Origin of the sequence: Streptomyces sp. NPDC026206, from assembly GCF_040638465.1 — a bacterium.
GTDB lineage: Bacteria > Actinomycetota > Actinomycetes > Streptomycetales > Streptomycetaceae > Streptomyces.
On record NZ_JBEZYL010000002.1, the window covers coordinates 409,870 to 426,540 of the forward strand.

Consider the following 16,671-nt stretch of genomic DNA (forward strand, 5'->3'; position numbering starts at 1 on the left):
CTGGTGTTGCAGGAGTGGGCCAAACGCCGGACGACCGCGCAGGGTCCGGCCAAGCGGGCCCGGATTGTGGTGCCGTGGCGGTATCAGGGCGGGATTCGGGATGCGCCCACGGCAGACGAGAAAGAGGTCGTCGCGTCCGGATCTACGACGCTCGTGCGTCGTGCCTCACGTACCTGGCCAACAACGGCGTGCCGGACCACATCCTTGCAGGCGCGCGCCCGGAGGACCCACTGTCGACACGGTCACGAGTACACGCCGGAGAACACGTACCTGGACCTCCGGGGGTTCCGGCAGTGCCGGACCTGTCGCAGCGAGAGGAACAAGAGCCGCTAGGTTCGACCCGGCCATGTGAGATCCCGGTGAGACATGAGAGGGTCGGGCGGGTGAGTGAGACACCGGCGAACACCCTGCAATACCGCTTTGACGGGCCAGAAGACGCCCCCGTCCTGGTCGTGGGTCCCGCGTTGGGTACCACATGGCACAGGTCGTATAGACCGTCCACGGGCGTCCAGTGGGTCCAGGGTGAGCGCGTAAGTCCAGGTCAGGGCCTTGTGACGTGAGAGCGTCTACGGGGTTGGTGACACGCGCGTGACATGTGAGGACCCCGTTGGCTTACTCCGACGAGGGTCCTGTGTAGACGGGGACCTGATACGACGACGCTCCGCCGGCTTGCTCCGGCGGGGCTCGTCATGAAATTGGTCAAGGCGGATTTGAGCTTGTGCTGAAGGCTCCGTTGCACTCCGGCTCGTCGCTCTCGAGTACGCGGAGGAGCGAGGCGGTGACGACGCGGGCGGTGAGGCCTATCGGCCGCACGCGGCAGGGGAATTCCCCGCGGCGAACAAGGTCGTAGCCCTTCGATCTCGACAAGCCGAACGCCGGGGCGGCGCCCTCGACGCTCGCGGTCCCGCTCCAGATGGTGCGGATGCGCTCGGGGCTGAACGGGCCGTGATGCGTTTCGCTGCTCTGGCTGAGCATTCCTGCCAACAGTGCCTTTCGGTTCGGTTGCTTCCGGGGCAGTGGGGAAGCAGGGAGCTGCGGTGGACTGCCGATAGTCCGAGAAATCACCGTTTCGGCAACCGGCCATTGATGGATACCCTGCTCCGCTCAGCGTTGGGAGTGAGTTGCAAAGCGCCCAATCAGCGCCAGCGTTGCTGGTTGGGTCGTCGGCATTGTCTCCACGTGTTTCCGATGACTCATCATGTGGAGTGCGTGGCGATCCTTAAGCCTGCCACGAAGGTCTACTGACCTGCGGTTTTGTGCGTGCGCATGATGTGCGGTGTGGGCGCCTGCACCTGCATGTGAACGCCCTCCGCTATCGGGTGGCAGGATCGAGCAACTGACGGGGCGCGACTTGTTGCAGCTGGAGGACAAGCTGGACTTTTTCCTGGCGTTGCGGATGAGCTGACGGGAACCGTTCCCGGGGCCTCGACGCACTGAGGGGCAGGAGCCGTTCGACGGCTCCTGCCCCTCGTTTTCACCGGAATGCAGCAGAGCTACAGACCGAGCTTCCTCCGTGTCTCATCGTCCACTTCGACGGAGTAGAACCGCACCATTTTCGCGGCCTCTCCCCTCGTTCGCTCCCCCATGAACGGGAGCGCTGTCTCCAGGAGGCCATCCGCATCGAGGAGCGGCTCCAAGCACTGGAAGTGCGCAGCCGATCGAATCCCGTCCTCCGGGCTCTCCATCAGTTTCTCGACGAAGGCGAAGCAGCGCGCGACGAGATCATGATCTGGATCTTCCGCACGCAGCTGAGGCATCAGAAGAGGGTAGGACAGAACATTTCCGAGGAGATTGAAGTAGCCGAGCGCGAAGTCTTCGTCACGCACCGCCTCGTGGATGGGCATATCGGCCTCCTCCTCGATCAGACTGGCGGCCTCGGGCACGAAATCGATCAGGAGCGCCGGGATTTGACTGTAGGAAGTGACGATCATGGGGTTACTTCTCCTTCTAGCACGGACAGCCGGAACCTGATGGCGTGTTGGCTCTCTTCGCTATCCCGAACGGATCGGTCAAGCCCTTGATCAGGTCCTTCGTCGCCTGCTTGAAACCGTGCCGCTGCACGTCTCGCGCATATCCGGGTACTTGAGCCACCCCGCCCACGACACCAAAGGTACGCGCGAACCCCCGCATCTTCGTGGCCTCCCCTACCGGCTCCGGGCGGCCATTGTACTTATTGCGCTCGAACCCCTGGCCCGTGACATCCTGCATGGCAGCCGATTTGACCACCTTGTCACGATTCCCCTTCATCTCCTTCTCCAGCTGGGGCTTGTTCTTTATGCCCTTCGCCACATTCCCCGTGACGTCCCTGGAATTCAGCGCTTCCCACAGCTCCTGCGCTTCTCGCTTCGCTATCGCCAAATCCTCGTCCGAGAGCCGGACCGCGTTCTTACCCTTCGCTCCTTCGCGAGCCGCACGATCCCCATCGATCAACTCGGAAAGACCGGAGAGGACGGCCCACCCCTTCTGTACGTGCCATTGATCTTTCTCCAGTCCATCGGCCATGAGCCTGTGGCCGTTCCGGAGCTCGTACTTGATGGCAGGGCCGGCCTTACCGTTTCCATAGACTTTTTTGGCATTGTCCCGCGCATAGATGTTGCCGAGGTAGTTGTTGAGCTTCTGATTGGATGCACGAGGCCGGACAGCCCGCGGAGCGTGGTACTCCTTGTAGATGGCGACAGCATTGTTGACGAAATCGTCGACCTCGCCGAAAAACCAGTTGACGAGTTCCGAGCCCCACCACTTCCCGTCCGGGTCGCTGTACAGCAACGGGTTGTTGTTGCCGTAGCTGTACCCGTGCAGCTGCTGCGGGTCGGTGACGTCCATCAGCGGGTCGACGCTGATGAACCGGGCTGTCGCCGGATCGTATTCGCGGGCCCCGAGGTGGGTGAGTCCTGTGGAGTTGTCCTTCGTGCCGCCGATGAACCCGCGGTCACCGGGCCATGCCGTGGCCGCCGCGCCGCGCTGGGCGCCGAAGACGGTCAGCTTGCGGCGGTTCACCGCCTGGGTGGCGGCGTCGACGGCGGTGGTGGCGGTGTCGTGGTGGTCCGAGAAGAGGTAGCTGAGCTTGCCTCCCGTCCGTACGGCGGTGGTCTCGCCGCTGTGGGTGTAGTAGCGCGTCCCGACCTTGGTGGTGCCGTCGGGCTTCAGCAGGAGCTCGTTGCCGCCGGGCAGGTAGAGGGTGCTGCCTTCGGCGTCCTTGCGGATGAGCCGGGCACCGCCCGCGTCGTAGACGTAGCTGGTGGTCCGTCCGCTCTCCGTGACCTTGGCGAGGTGGCCTTCGGTATCCCAGTCGAGGACCTGCTCCTTGCCGTCGGTCCGGCGCAGGACGGTGTTGCCCACGGCGTCGTAGACGAAGTCGTCCGAGCGCTCCGGCGTGGTCCGTTCCCCTCGTGACGTCGTCACGGAGGTCAGGGCCCGGCGCTGCCGCGCGTCCTTCGCCGGGTAGGTGTAGGCCCGCTGCACGTCCTTCGCGACGTCGCCGCCGGCGTCGTGCAGCGTTTCGGTCTGCCGGCTGCCCACCGCGTCGTAGGTGTAGGAGTGCCAGTACGGATCGGACCCGCCGACCTTCGGACGGTTGCCGCCTTCCGGCTTGGCCGCGCAGTCGTCGGTCGCGGTCCACGCGTGGGTGATCCGCCGCAGGGAGTCGGTGACGAAGCACTGCGTGTCGGTGACCGCGGCCTCTCCCTGGCCGGTGACGGTGGTCAGGCGGGTCATGTTGCCCGCCGCGTCGTAGGTGTACCGGACGTCGTCCAGGCGCCCCGGGCCCGAGGGGCCGGATTCCTGCTCCGTCGTAGTGTGCGTCAGGTCACCGGTGTGCTCGTCGTACTCCTTGGCGTCCCACAGCCGCTTGCCCTGCGCGCCCATCTCCCTGCGGAGCGGACGGCTGAAGGCGTCGTACTTGGTGTCGGCGACCAGCGTGGCACCGCTCACCGTCGTGCGCAGGGGCAGGTCGTACGGCTTGGACCCGTCGTAGTTGGTGGTGACGCGCTCGGCGGCGAGTCCCCCGATGGCAGGGTGGCGCACCCATTCGGGGAGTCCGTTGTTGGCGTTGTAGCCGCGGGTCCACTCGTAGGTGCCCGCGAGGCCTCCTTCGCTGTCGGGGATGGTGACCTTGTCGGCGGTCGGGTTGTACCAGTCGTCGAAGGCGGTCGTCTCGAAGGTGTACTTCTTGCCGCCGACGATCCGGCTGGCCGACGTCAGCTTGCCCTTGGCGACGGTGTCGTAGACCCACTCGCTCAGGACCGCGTCGTTCTGCTTGAGATGTGTCTTGCGGCCCAGCACGTCGTACGCCGTGGTGAGCGTGGCCTTCTTGGCGTCCGTCAGTGACACGGGCCGGTCCAGGGCGTCGTACGCGGTGGTGCTCAGGCCCTTGTCGGGGTCGTCGACCTCCACCTCCCGGCCACGGGCGTCGTAACGGTAGGTCCACGTGCTGCCCGCGGGGTCGGTGACCTTCTCCCGCTGCCCCTTGGCGTTGTACGAGTAGCGCGTGGACTGCGAGGCCGTACGCTCGTCGTCGGTGTACTGGATCAGTTCCGTCTGGCGGCCCAGGGCGTCGGCGACGGTCGTGGTGGCCGTACCACCCTTGGGCGGGATCACCGTGGTGCGGTCGCCCTCGTGGATCGTCCGGGTGCGCTTCGTCTCGTCCCCGAACTTCCGGGAGACCACGTCGGTGACGCGCCCCGCCCCGTCGTAGAGGTTCTCCGTGACGTTCGGCACCTTGGAGTCGTCACTGGTGACCAGGGTGCCGGAGGGGTCGCCGTTGGCGTAGTAGGAGCCGTACGTCTTCCACGTGAGACCGCGCGTGTCGTAGATCGTCTCCGAGATGACCCTGCCGGTGCCCGTCGCGGACGCCGTCTGGGTCTGGCGGGAGCGCAGGAGCCCGTCGTAGAGCGCGTAGTCGGTCCGGTAGGAGCCGTTGTGCTCCAGCGTCTTCGAGGTGACGACGGTGGGGCCGTCGCGGCGGATCTGGTAGTCGTACTCGAACGTGGGGCTCTTGGGAAAGGCCGACTTGGGGTGCCCGGGCTGCCATACCTTGGTCAGACGGGCGAGGCCGTCGTATTCGGCTTCGACCCTCTTGCCGTTGGCGTCGGTCTGGGCTGTGACCACGCCGTGTCCGAGGGCGAATTCCGTACTGGACACGTGCCCCAGCGCGTTGGTGATGGCGATTTTGGTGGGATCCGCTCCTGTTGCCGGGGTATACGCGGTGGTGGACTTGTTGTTGAGCGCGTCGGTCATCGTCAGGACCCGACCGTACTGGTCGTAGGTGGCCGTGCCGGTCGTGATGAACCCCGTGCCCTTGGCGTCCTGCTCGTCCATCCGGGTCACGAGTCCCCGGCCCGAATCCGGCAGCTCACCCAGCACGCCCGAGCCGTCGTAGTAGGAGCGCTTCTCCGATATGAGGTCGCCGGGGAGACTCGCCTCCTTGCCGCAGGGCACCGAAAGGACGCGCTGCGTGGCGACGGCGTTGAGGATGGGGTTCTTGCCGTTGCGCGTGTACGTCGTCGTCGCGCACGTCTCGTCGCCCGTCTTCGCCGTGTCGCCGAAGTCGGTCTCCGTCAGGGGCATGCCGTAGTCGTCGAAGGTCCGCTCGGTCCTCGTGCGCCGCCAGCCGTCACCGACGGCCGTCCGGCTGCTCTCGGCCTGGACACCGGACACCTGAGCGATGAGGTCGGGAAGACCCTCGCGGGCGTGGGTGGCGGTCGGCCCCTTGCGCCAGGGCTCGTACACCTTGGCGGACAGCAGCTTGCCGCCGTCGCCGTCGTACGCGGCCGACTCGCGGACCATTCCGGCGAACGCCGGGTGGTCGTCGGTCTTGTTGCCCTCGCCGTCGGCGACCTGGGCGCCGCTCACACCCCGGAAATAGCGGGACTCGGTGAGCGTGCGCCGGTCCGCGCCGGCACCGGCGCGGGTCTGCACCCGGCCGTAGCCCCGGAACTCGCTGTAGGCGCGGTGCTCGGGCTTCGTCAGCTCGTCCTGGCTCTTCTCCCAGGCCGGACCGTCGAGGTAGGTGTACTCGATCTGCTTGTCCGGGGCGCCGCCGGTGTTGTCCGACTCGCGGACCTGCGTGACCACGTAGGTGTGGAACCAGTCCTTGACCGGCTTGTAGTCCGCGGCAGGGGATTCCTGGGGCACCCAGTAGACGGGGTGGCAGCGGCGCGCGTTGTGCGCCTCGTCCGGCAGGTCGCCCGCCTTGCACTCCGGTTCCGAGTAGGTGACGCCGATGGTGCCGCCGGTCTCCGTCTGCACGGCGGAGACCCGGTACCGCACGAGCGGCGGCACTGCGTCGACGGCCTTCTCCACGCGGTTGGGCAGCTGGATTCCCTTGAAGGTCACGTCGGGCAGCGTCGTTTCCTTGCCGCCGACGTGACCGGTGTGGGAGATCGCCGACAGCCACAGGGCCGGGCTGCTGCCGTCGCCGCTGCTCGGGAACTGGTGCTTGAGCTCCCAGGCGTCAGCCTTCTTGTAGGAGCCGTCGATCAGCGACTCCGTGGTGATCTTCGCGAGGCGCTTACGGGTCCAGAAGCTCGGCGAGTACTGTTCCTTGCACTCGTCGCCGGACTTGCAGTACCGGTCGAAGGGTACGTCGGGCCAGTACTTGGCGTTGTCCTTGGTGAACTTGTCCTCGGCACAGGCGAAGCCCGAGTCGGGCAGGCAGCGTTCCGCCTCGGTGAAGGTCACCCGCGCGGCCGCGGCGTTGGTGCCGTAGATGTTGTCCGCACGCAGGCCGTAGTCGATGCGGTTCAGGTATCCGCCGCGGATGTACTCGGTGACGGTCCCCCTGCCCGTGGTCGAGCTGGCGTTGCGCGCGTAGCGGTTCGTCTCGGCCGTGTAGTAGTACGCCATGGCGTCCGAACCGGGAGTCACGACGTAGTCGAGGTTCCACCGCCAGGCCCGGCTGCAGGACGAGTCCCCGAAGGCGTCCTTGTGGCACGGCTCGCGAGAACTTCAGCGGTGCCCTGATCACCCACCGCGGCGACTGGACCGGTGACGGCTACGAGGACCTCATCTCCGCACGGCCCCAGGGCGACGGAACCAAGAAGCTGTTCGTCCATCCCAACAACGGCCTCGGCTACGCCTGTACGAAGACCGTCGAGGCCGTCGACGGACAGCCGCAGGGCTGTCCGATGGGGAGCCAGGAGCTCCGCGTGTACGACCCGGCCCACAACCACTGGAACAACGCCCAGCAGATCGTGGCCATCGGCGACGTCGACGGCCCCACCGACCTCGACAACGACGGCAGGCCCGACATCCCCTCCTTCCCCGACCTGCTGGTCAAGGAGGGCGACCACCTCTGGCTCTACTACGGCTCCAGCAGCTGGTACCTCGACGAGACGGACCCCGTCCTCATCGGTGACGGCGGCTGGACCGACTTCGACGTGATCGCCCCCGGAGACGTCACCGGTGACGGGCGCGTCGACCTGGTGTCCCGTCGGCGCAGCTCGGGTGAGATGTATGTGTACCCGGGAAGCGGACCGGCCGGTGAGGGTCTGGGGGACGGGAGCACGCGCCGGCAGTTCGGCCAGCACTGGACCGCGGCCTACCGCCCCCTGATCGCCTCCGGAGGCGACGCCGACAACGACGGTGTCCCGGACCTGTGGGCCACCACTACCGATAACAACGCCGGACTCCTCTTCTATCCGAAGATCACCACTCGCGATCACGGTGATCCGTTCCCTGTGGGAACAGGCGGCTGGGGCGATTTCACGGCCCTCAGCTGAGCACAGGCGTGCCGGGGTAGGGGGCACTTCTTCCGGGTGCCTCCTACCCCGGCGCGTCCGGCCCGTCCGCCCTGCGTGTCAGCGGCACGAGCCAGGCCAGCCCCAGCAACGCCACCACGACCAGGCCGCCGTCGGAGACGAGGGTGTAAAGATGTCGCTGCTCCCCCGTCGGTGGGGGATGTAGCCCTTCTCGAAGAGGGTGCGTTGCTGGGAGCTCGCGGTCAGGGCGTAGACGACCCAGACGGCGATGCCGTTGACGGAGTCCCAGAGGGCGTGGAGCAAGGAGACGTCCACTGGCACTCTCAGCCTTGTGTTCTCGGGAGGTCCTGGTAGGCAAGTTGCAGTCCTGCGGCGACGTCGCCGCTGCCTCGGTCGCGTGCCAACGCGACCGATTGGTCGCCGAGCGCGGCGCGTGCCTTGCCTTCCGCCTCCTCACGTACCGGGGCGAGTTGGGGGGCCGTGCTGCGGATGGCCCACCGTGCTTCAGAGGGCGCGCCCGGCGGGCTAGTCGGCGGCGGAGCCTCTGCCGACGAGCAACCCCGCCCTCTGAACGGGCGGCTTGTCTTCGTGCGCTGTTGTGGTCGGCTGCGATCAAGTTTTGGGTGTTGAGTGAGGGGGATTGAGCATGTTCTGCGGCCCCTGAGCGGAGGGTGGTAAAGGGGCGGGAGGATGGGTGGGTGCTGTCCCGGGTCCGGGGTCTGACTCATGATTTCTCTGACCGAGGTGTCCTGGTGTCACAGTGTCGGCCGTTGGCCGGGGATGGCGCGTTGTCGGTGCCGGGCTGGCGGGGTGTGTCCCGATAGGGGCCTGTCGATTGTTGTGGCGTCCTCACGATTCTGACCGTCTGACGCGGCCTGGTACCGGCGACGCGACATGTCGTCGGACCGGAAGGAGAGGAACGGGCATGTCCAGTTCGACCGTGCCCAGTACGTCGTCTGCTCCCAAGACCCGCCGTCGTCGCCCGGCGGGGGAGGTGGTTCTGGGAGTGGATACGCACCGGGATGCCCACGTAGCCTCGGTGCTCTCCGTGACGGGGGCGGTCCTTGCCACCGGCGAGTTCCCGGCCACCGCGGCGGGATACCGAGCTCTGCTGAAGTGGGCCAGGAAGTCGGGAGCCGTGCGGCGGGCCGGGGTGGAGGGGACTGGCTCTTTTGGGGCGTCCTTGTCGCGCTATCTGCTGGCTCAGGGCGTGGACGTGTTTGACGTGAATTGGATGGACCGGGCGGATCGTCGGCGGCGTGGTAAATCGGATCCGCTCGATGCCCAGAATGCGGCGCGAGCCGTGTTGAGTGGGCGGGCCCGCGACCGGGCCAAAACGGGCGACGGGCCGGTGCAGATCGCGAGAATGTACAAACTCACGAAGGCGTCGGCCGTCAAAGCGCGCACCCAGGCAATCAATCAGCTCAAGTCCGTGCTTATTACCGCTGATCCCGCTTTACGGGAAGAAATGGCGGGAATGGGCAATGCTGAACTCTTCCGTACTTGTGCGCGGTTCGCGGACGCGAGTAGTTGTGAGGAGATCGGCGAGGAGTCGGTGCTGGAGGCCACTCGGATCACGTTGGGTTGGCTGGCTCGCAGGGTTGGCCAGCTCTCCGAGCAGATCCGGGACGTGGAGACTCGTCTTGCCCGGCTCGTGGAACCGGTATGCCCCGCAGCTGCTCGACGTGGTGGGGATCGGCCCTGACACGGCCGTCGCTTTGCTGATCACGGTGGGGGACAACCCGGAACGGCTGGACAGCGAGGCGTCGTTCGCTGCGCTGTGCGGGGTCAGCCCTGTCGAGCGTTCCTCGGGACGCCGGCAATTCCGTCGCCTCAACCGCGGCGGCGACCGGCAGGCCAACGCCGCACTCCACCGCATCGTGTTCACCCGCCTTCGGGTCGACCCGCGCACCCAGGACTACTACGAGCGCCGCATCAAAGAGGGTAAGACCCGTCGCGAAATCGTCCGATGCCTCAAACGCTACGCGGCCCGAGAGGTCTTCCACCTGGTCAGACAGTTACAGTCAGGACCCCGCTCATAGGGGCTGTCGTGACAGATGAGAGGGTCTGGCGGGTGAGTGAGACACCGGCGAACACCCTGCAATACCGCTCTGACGGGCCAGAAGACGCTCCGGTCCTGGTCCTGGGGCCCGCGCTGGGTACTACATGGCACATGTGGGACCGGCAGGTACCGGAGCTGACCCGGCACTGGCGCGTCGTGCGCTTCGACCTGCCCGGCCATGGCGGCGCCCCCGCCCGGCCCGCCGCCACCGTCGGCGAACTCACCGACCGGCTGCTGGCCACCCTGGACCGGCTCGGCATCGAGCGCTTCGGGTTCGTCGGCTGCTGCGTCTCCGGCGCCATCGGCACCGACCTCGCCCTGCGCCACCCGCACCGCCTCGCCTCGCTGGCCGTGGTCGGCTCCGCCGCGCACTTCGGCACCTCCGACGGCTGGGGCCCGCGTGCGGCCGAGGTCCGCGCCGACGGGCTCGAGCCGGTGGCCCGGTCGGCGCCCGAGCGCTGGTTCACCCCCGCCTTCGCGGGCGGCCAGCCCGCGATCGTGGACTGGGCCGTCCAGATGGTCCGTACGACCGACCTCCACTCCTACGCCGCCTCCTGCGAGGCCCTCGCCGCCTTCGACGCACGGGCCGAGCTGAGCCGGATCGGGGCCCCCACGCTGGTCATCGTCGGTGCGGAGGACCAGGTCACCCCCGCAGCCGAGGCCCGCGTGCTGGTCGCGGGGATCCACGACGCGCGGCTGGCCGTGGTGCCCGCCGCCCGGCACCTGACGCCCGTGGAGCAGCCGGCTGCCGTGACCGACCTGCTGGTCCGCCACTTCTCGGCCCCCTGGCAGCCCGCCCCCGCCCCGGGCCAGAGCGCGCCGCCCGCCCCCGCGCAGGTGGCGCCCCAGCCGCCCACAGCGGGCGGGAACGTACCGGGCGGGAACGTACCGGGCGGGCCGTTCGCGGCGCCGGGCTCCGCCGTCCCGCAGCCCGCCGCCGAGCCGGCGCTCACGCCGCAGCCGGCCCCGGCTCCCACCCCGGCGGCCAACGCCGCGCCCGCGCATCCGGACCATGGCGGAAACCCCTTCGCCGAGGCGCCGCAGGAGCCGTACGCCCCGGTGGCCGTAGCCGCGCCCGCCGTAGCCGCGCCTGCCGTGCCCGCCGCAGCCGGCCCGCCGCCGGGAACGGCAGCCCCCGAGGCCGCACACCTGCCGGCCCCCGAGCCCGGCAACCCCTACGCCACCACCGCGAGCACCGCAGGCACCACGAGCCCCGAAAGCACCGAAAGCGCCAACTCCTACGCGGCCCCCGCCCCGGACACGTACGCGACGGGCGTGCGCATCCGCCGCGAGGTGCTCGGCGAGGAGAGCCGGAGCGCCCCGCAGGGATTCGGTGCCGCGTACGAGGACGCCGTCACCCGCGTCGCGTGGGGCGGGACGTGGGCGCGGCCCGGCCTCGACCGGCGCACTCGCTTCCTCGTCGCCCTGAGCGCCCTCACCATGGGCGGTCATCTGGACGAACTGGCCGCGCACGTCCGCGCCGCCCTGCGCGGCGGCGTCACGGCGGACGAGATAGAGGAAACGTTGCTGCACGCGGCCCTCTACTGCGGTCTGCCGGCGGCTGACGCCGCCTTCGCGGTGGCCGGCCGCGTCGTCGCGCAGGAGAACGGCGTCGCGCAGGAGAACGGCGACGCAGGGTAGCGGGCGGACGCGGCACGGTGGCGCGTAGCAAGATGGGGTCATGAAGCTGACCAAGCACAGTCACGCCTGTGTCCGTCTGCAGAAGGACGGCCGCACCCTCGTCATCGATCCCGGAGCGTTCAGCGAGGAGGACGCGGCCGTGGGAGCGGACGCCGTCCTCATCACGCACGAACACCTCGACCACTTCGACGAGAACCGGCTGCGGGCCGGTCTGGAGGCCAACCCGGCCGCCGAGCTGTGGACCCTGCGCAGCGTCGCGGAACGGATCTCGGCGGCCTTCCCGGGCCGGGTGCACACGGTCGGCGAGGGGGACGCCTTCACGGCTGCGGGCTTCGACGTCCAGGTGCACGGGCAGCTGCACGCCGTGATCCACCCGGACATCCCGCGGATCACCAACGTCGGCTACCTCGTGGACGGTTCGGTCTTCCACCCCGGCGACGCGCTGACCCTGCCGGGACAGCCGGTCGAGACCCTGATGGTCCCGGTCATGGCGCCCTGGAACAAGGTCGCCGAGGTCATCGACTATGTCCGCGAGGTCAAGCCCCGCCGTGCCATCGACATCCACGACGCCCTGCTCACCGACCTCGCCCGGCCCGTCTACGACCGGATGCTGGGCCCGGACGGCCCCGGCGCCGGGGGAGCGGACCACTGCCGGATGGCGGCCGGTCAGAGCATCGACCTGTGAGGCACCGGTGACTGTCACACCCGGCCGTTAGGGTGGCTCCATGCGCATCGCCACCTGGAACGTGAACTCGATCACCGCCCGTCTCCCCCGGCTGCTGGCCTGGCTGGAGAGCAGCGGCACGGACGTGCTGTGCATACAGGAGACCAAGTGCACGGCCGAGCAGTTCCCCGTCGAGGCGCTCCGTGAGCTCGGTTACGAGTCCGCGGTGAACGCCGACGGCCGGTGGAACGGCGTGGCCCTGCTCTCCCGCGTCGGCCTGGAGGACGTCGTCATGGGCCTGCCGGGAGGCCCCGGCTACGACGGCGTGCAGGAGCCCCGCGCGATCTCGGCGACGTGCGGGGGCGTCCGCGTCTGGTCGGTCTACGTGCCCAACGGCCGCGAGGTCGGTCACGACCACTACACGTACAAGCTCCACTGGCTGGAGGCGCTGCGGGACGCGGTCTCCGCGGACGCGGCAGGGGAGCGGCCGTTCGCGGTCCTGGGCGACTTCAACATCGCCCCGGCCGACGAGGACGTCTACGACGCGTCGGCCTTCGAGGGCGCCACGCACGTCACGCCCGCCGAGCGCGCCGCCCTCGCCGCCCTGCGCGACGCGGGCCTGTCCGACGTCATGCCGCGCCCCCTGAAGTACGACCACCCGTACACCTACTGGGACTACCGCCAGCTGTGCTTCCCCAAGAACCGGGGCATGCGCATCGACCTGGTCTACGGCAACGCCCCCTTCGCCGAGGCGGCCAAGGACGCCTACGTCGACCGCGAGGAGCGCAAGGGCAAGGGCGCCTCCGACCACGCCCCGGTCGTCGTCGACCTGGACGTCTGAGCCCCGGGCACCCCCACCCACCGGCCCCCCGGGCGGCCGCGGACGCTAGCCGAATGCCGGGATGACGTGCTTGCCGTACGCCTCGATGGTGGCCTCCTTCGCGTCGTGCATGGCGTAGACCGCGAACTGGTCCACGCCCAGGTCCCTGAGGTGTTCCAGCCGCTCCCGGTGCGCCTCGACGGGGCCCAGGAGGCAGAAGCGGTCCACGATCGTGTCGGGCACGAAGTCCGCGGAGACGTTTCCCGCGCGCCCGTGGTGGCTGTAGTCGTAGCCGTGGCGCTGCTCGATGTACGAGGTGAGCGCCTCGGGGACGAGGCCGGAGTGCGCCCCGTAGCGGGCGACCAGGTCGGCGACGTGGTTGCCGACCATGCCGCCGAACCAGCGGCACTGCTCGCGCGCGTGCGCCAGGTCGTCGCCGACGTAGGCGGGCGCGGCGACGCAGATGGTGACCGAGGCCGGGTCGCGGCCCGCCTCGGCGGCGGCCGTGCGCACCCCCTTGATCATCCATTCCGTCAGGTACGGGTCGGCGAGCTGCAGGATGAAGCCGTCGGCCTCCCGGCCGGCGAGCGCCAGGGCCTTCGGCCCGTAGGCCGCCATCCAGACGGGCAGCCTGCCTTCGCTCACCCAGGGCAGCCGCACCGTCGTGCCGTCCATGTCCGTCTCCCGGCCCTCCGCCAGGTCGCGGACGATGCGCATGGTGTCCCTGAGCGTGGCGAGGGTGTTGGGCTTGCGCCCGGCGACCCGCATCGCGGAGTCGCCGCGCCCGATGCCGCACACGGTGCGGTTGCCGTACATGTCGTTGAGGGTGGCGAAGGTGGAGGCGGTGACCTCCGGGCTGCGGGTGGAGGGATTGGTGACCATGGGGCCGACGACGAGCCGTTCGGTGTGTTCCAGGATGCGGCTGAGGATGACGAAGGGCTCCTGCCACAGCACGCAGGAGTCGAAGGTCCAGCCGTAGCGGAAGCCGGCCTCTTCGGCGCGGCGCATAAGGCCGACGACGGCGGTGGCGGGCGGGTCGGTCTGGAGGACGAGGCCGAAGTCCACGTGCGGGGTGCTCCTTACGCGAGTTACGCGAGTCACGCCAGGTACTGACAGGTGGAGCGGGGCAGGTAGCGCCCGTGTCCGGCCCGGCCGGTGAACCGCCGCCGGTCGATGACGGTCTCGCCGCGGGAGAGCACGGTCTCGACCTGTCCGGTGATCTGTTTGCCCTCGTAGGCCGAGTAGTCGACGTTCATGTGGTGGGTCGCGGCGGAGAGGATCTGCCGGGCGTGGGGGTCGTAGACGACGATGTCGGCGTCGCAGCCCGGCGCGATGGTGCCCTTGTGCGGAGCGAGTCCGAACATCCGGGCGGGAGCGGCGCAGGCGATCTCGATCCAGCGGCGGCGGGAGATGTGGCCGTCGACGACGGCCTGATGGAGGAGGTCCATGCGGTTCTCGACGCCCGGCAGGCCGTTGGGGATCTTCGAGAAGTCGCCCCGGCCCAGCTCCTTCTGGCCGGAGAAGCAGAACGGGCAGTGGTCGGTGGAGACGACCTGGAGGTCGTCGGTGCGCAGGCCGCGCCAGAGCGCGGCCTGGTGCTCGCGGGGGCGCAGCGGCGTCGAGCACACGTATTTGGCGCCCTCGAAGCCCGGTTCGGCGAGGTTGTCGGTGGACAGGAACAGGTACTGCGGGCAGGTCTCGCCGAAGACGGGCAGGCCCATGTCGCGGGCGCGCGCCAGCTCGGCGACGGCCTCCTCGGCCGAGACGTGCACGACGTAGAGGGGGCTGCCGGCGACGCGGGCGAGCTGGATGGCGCGGTGGGTGGCCTCGGCCTCCAGCAGGGTCCTGCGGACCTCGCCGTGGTAGCGGGGGTCGGTCTTCCCGGCGGCGAGGGCCTGTTCGACCAGGACGTCGATGGCGATGCCGTTCTCGGCGTGCATCATGATCAGCCCGCCGTTCCCGGCGGATCGCTGCATGGCCCGCAGGATCTGCCCGTCGTCGCTGTAGAGCACGCCGGGGTAGGCCATGAACAGCTTGAACGACGTGACGCCTTCCCCCACCAGGAGATCCATCTCCTTGAGGGAACTCTCGTTCACATCGGAGAGGATCATGTGGAAGGCGTAGTCGACGGCGCACTGCCCGTCGGCCTTGGCGTGCCAGGTGTCCAGCCCCTCGCGGAGGGCCTGCCCGCGCTGTTGCACCGCGAAGTCGACGACCGTCGTGGTGCCGCCCCAGGCGGCCGCCCGCGTACCGGTCCCGAAGGTGTCGCAGGAGGACGTGCCGCCGAAGGGGAAGTCGAAGTGGGTGTGGGCGTCGACGCCGCCCGGGACGACGTACTTGCCCGTCGCGTCGATCGTGTGGCCGGCGCCGCTCCAGGCCCGGGCGCAGGAGCTGCCGGGCGCGGCCAGGGCGGCGACCTTGCCGTCCTCGATGAGGACGTCCGCGTGGATCTCCTCGGCTGCGGTGATGACCAGGCCGCCGCTGATGACCGTCGTGGTCATGACCGCTCCTTCTCGCCGATGGTGCGCTGCACCTGGCGCAGCGCACCATCGAGCGCGGCGGCGCCCTCCTCGGCCTCCGCGACGGTGAGCGTCATGGGCGGGGCGATGCGCAGGGTGTTGCCCTCGCGGCCGCCCCTGCCGACCAGCAGCCCCTGTTCGCGGGCGTGTTCGAGGGCGAGCGCGGCGGCACGCGGCGAGGGCGAGCCGTCGTGTTCGACCAGCTCGATGCCGATCATCAGGCCGCGGCCGCGCACCTCCCGGACGACGGGCAGGCCGGCGGTGACGGCGCGGAGCCGCTCGATGAGGAGGCCGCCGACGCGGCGCGCGTTGCCCTGGAGGTCGTGCTCCAGCAGGTAGGTGAGGTTGGCGAGGGCCGCCGCCATGGTGACCGGGCTGCCGCCGAAGGTGGAGATGGAGTTGGCGTCGAGGCAGTTCATGACCTCGGCCCGGGCGACGACACCGCCGACGGACATGCCGTTGCCGATGCCCTTGGCGAAGGTGAGCAGGTCCGGCGGGCCGCTCGCGGCGTGTGCCTGCCAGCCCCAGAAGTGCTCGCCCGTGCGGCCCCAGCCGGTCTGCACCTCGTCGCTGATCCACAGGATGCCGTGCCGGGCCAGCACGCGGCGGAAGGCGGCGTAGAGCCCGTCGGGCGGTGCGGTGAACCCGCCGACGCCCTGCACCGGCTCGGCGATCAGCGCGGCGACGTTGCCGTGCGTCTGGCCGAGCATGTCCTCGAGGTCGGCGACGCACGCCTCGGTGAACTGCTCGTCGGACAGCCGGGCGTACGGGCCCGGGGCGCGGAAGCCGCCGTGTACGTACAGCGTCTGCAGCGGGGAGAGGCTGGTGGGCGACCAGCTGGAGTTGCCGGTGACGCCGACCGCGGAGAAGGAGCGGCCGTGGTAGCTGTTGCGCATCGCCAGGATCTGGTTCGAGCGCCGGAAGGACGTGGCCAGTAGCAGCGCGGCGTCGTTGGCCTCGGTGCCGGAGGTGGTGAAGAAGACCCGGGCGTCGGGGATGCCGGACAGGGACGCGATGCGCTCGGCCAGCTCCACCATGTGCCGGCTGAGATAGAGGGTGGAGGTGTGCAGGATGCGCCCGGCCTGCCGGGCGACGGCCTCGGTGACCTCGGGCAGGGCGTGGGCGGTCATGGTGGTGAGGACGCCGCCGAAGAAGTCGAGGTAGCGCCGGCCGTCGGCGTCCCAGACGTGGCGTCCCTCGCCGTGGGTGAGCTCCAGCGGCTCGCGGTAGTAGACGGTGAGCCAGTCGGGCATCACGGCCCGGTGCCG

Annotated in this window: 11 protein-coding genes and 4 pseudogenes; 9 read left to right on the plus strand and 6 right to left on the minus strand. The window is 69.2% G+C overall.

Translation table 11 applies throughout. From position 1 onward, the window contains the following. Positions 1 to 383: 383 nt before the first annotated feature. Together AB0F13_RS05285 and AB0F13_RS05290 are read left to right on the plus strand one after the other, a co-directional pair. Positions 384 to 482, plus strand: a pseudogene (locus tag AB0F13_RS05285) (3-oxoadipate enol-lactone hydrolase); the annotation flags it as partial. Positions 483 to 1,274: 792 nt separating this feature from the next. Then, positions 1,275 to 1,405, plus strand: a pseudogene (locus AB0F13_RS05290) (helix-turn-helix domain-containing protein); the annotation flags it as partial. 88 nt (positions 1,406 to 1,493) lie between these two features. On the opposite strand, the gene AB0F13_RS05295 reads toward AB0F13_RS05290, so the two are convergent. Next, positions 1,494 to 1,931 carry a hypothetical protein gene (locus AB0F13_RS05295; RefSeq protein WP_362075443.1) on the minus strand — a complete coding sequence of 146 codons (438 nt, stop codon included), beginning with the start codon at positions 1,929 to 1,931 and terminating at the stop codon, positions 1,494 to 1,496. Between the two features lie 16 nt (positions 1,932 to 1,947). Beyond that, complete coding sequence (locus tag AB0F13_RS05300; protein ID WP_362075446.1) at positions 1,948 to 6,864, minus strand: RHS repeat-associated core domain-containing protein; 4,917 nt, start codon at positions 6,862 to 6,864, stop codon at positions 1,948 to 1,950. A 281-nt stretch (positions 6,865 to 7,145) separates the two neighbouring features. On the opposite strand from AB0F13_RS05300, the gene AB0F13_RS05305 reads away from it, so the two are divergent. Next, the gene (locus tag AB0F13_RS05305) at positions 7,146 to 7,718 is read left to right on the plus strand and encodes a VCBS repeat-containing protein (RefSeq protein ID WP_362075449.1); all 573 of its coding nucleotides are present in this window, start codon (positions 7,146 to 7,148) and stop codon (positions 7,716 to 7,718) included. A 78-nt stretch (positions 7,719 to 7,796) separates the two neighbouring features. Here the strand turns inward: AB0F13_RS05305 and AB0F13_RS05310 are convergent, their stop codons facing one another. Beyond that, positions 7,797 to 8,018 (minus strand): hypothetical protein, encoded by a 222-nt coding sequence (locus AB0F13_RS05310; RefSeq protein ID WP_362075452.1) that lies wholly within the window; start codon positions 8,016 to 8,018, stop codon positions 7,797 to 7,799. A 604-nt stretch (positions 8,019 to 8,622) separates the two neighbouring features. Here AB0F13_RS05310 and AB0F13_RS05315 point away from each other — a divergent pair. From AB0F13_RS05315 to AB0F13_RS05340, 6 genes and pseudogenes are all read left to right on the plus strand, one after another. Next, on the plus strand, positions 8,623 to 9,402 hold the full coding sequence (locus AB0F13_RS05315; RefSeq protein ID WP_362075455.1) for a transposase: 780 nt from the start codon (positions 8,623 to 8,625) through the stop codon (positions 9,400 to 9,402). 13 nt (positions 9,403 to 9,415) lie between these two features. Next, the gene (locus AB0F13_RS05320; protein ID WP_362075458.1) at positions 9,416 to 9,739 is read left to right on the plus strand and encodes an IS110 family transposase; all 324 of its coding nucleotides are present in this window, start codon (positions 9,416 to 9,418) and stop codon (positions 9,737 to 9,739) included. A gap of 32 nt (positions 9,740 to 9,771) precedes the next feature. Continuing rightward, positions 9,772 to 10,557, plus strand: a pseudogene (locus AB0F13_RS05325) (alpha/beta fold hydrolase); the annotation flags it as partial. 555 nt (positions 10,558 to 11,112) lie between these two features. Further along, positions 11,113 to 11,400: pseudogene (locus AB0F13_RS05330) on the plus strand (carboxymuconolactone decarboxylase family protein); the annotation flags it as partial. Positions 11,401 to 11,440: 40 nt separating this feature from the next. Beyond that, a complete protein-coding gene (locus AB0F13_RS05335) occupies positions 11,441 to 12,085 on the plus strand; it encodes an MBL fold metallo-hydrolase (RefSeq protein WP_362075461.1) in 645 nt (214 codons plus the stop codon). A gap of 40 nt (positions 12,086 to 12,125) precedes the next feature. Beyond that, positions 12,126 to 12,905 (plus strand): exodeoxyribonuclease III, encoded by a 780-nt coding sequence (locus tag AB0F13_RS05340; RefSeq protein ID WP_362075464.1) that lies wholly within the window; start codon positions 12,126 to 12,128, stop codon positions 12,903 to 12,905. Between the two features lie 45 nt (positions 12,906 to 12,950). Here the strand turns inward: AB0F13_RS05340 and AB0F13_RS05345 are convergent, their stop codons facing one another. The 3 genes from AB0F13_RS05345 to AB0F13_RS05355 are packed head-to-tail and all read right to left on the minus strand — an operon-like array spanning position 12,951 to position 16,656. After that, on the minus strand, positions 12,951 to 13,949 hold the full coding sequence (locus AB0F13_RS05345) for a TIGR03842 family LLM class F420-dependent oxidoreductase (protein ID WP_362075467.1): 999 nt from the start codon (positions 13,947 to 13,949) through the stop codon (positions 12,951 to 12,953). Between the two features lie 32 nt (positions 13,950 to 13,981). Continuing rightward, positions 13,982 to 15,385, minus strand: coding sequence for a dihydropyrimidinase (gene hydA, locus AB0F13_RS05350; protein ID WP_362075470.1), 1,404 nt, complete (start codon positions 15,383 to 15,385; stop codon positions 13,982 to 13,984). Then, complete coding sequence (locus AB0F13_RS05355; RefSeq protein ID WP_362076053.1) at positions 15,382 to 16,656, minus strand: aspartate aminotransferase family protein; 1,275 nt, start codon at positions 16,654 to 16,656, stop codon at positions 15,382 to 15,384. Before AB0F13_RS05355 ends, hydA begins: the two co-directional genes overlap by 4 nt. Positions 16,657 to 16,671 lie beyond the last annotated feature (15 nt).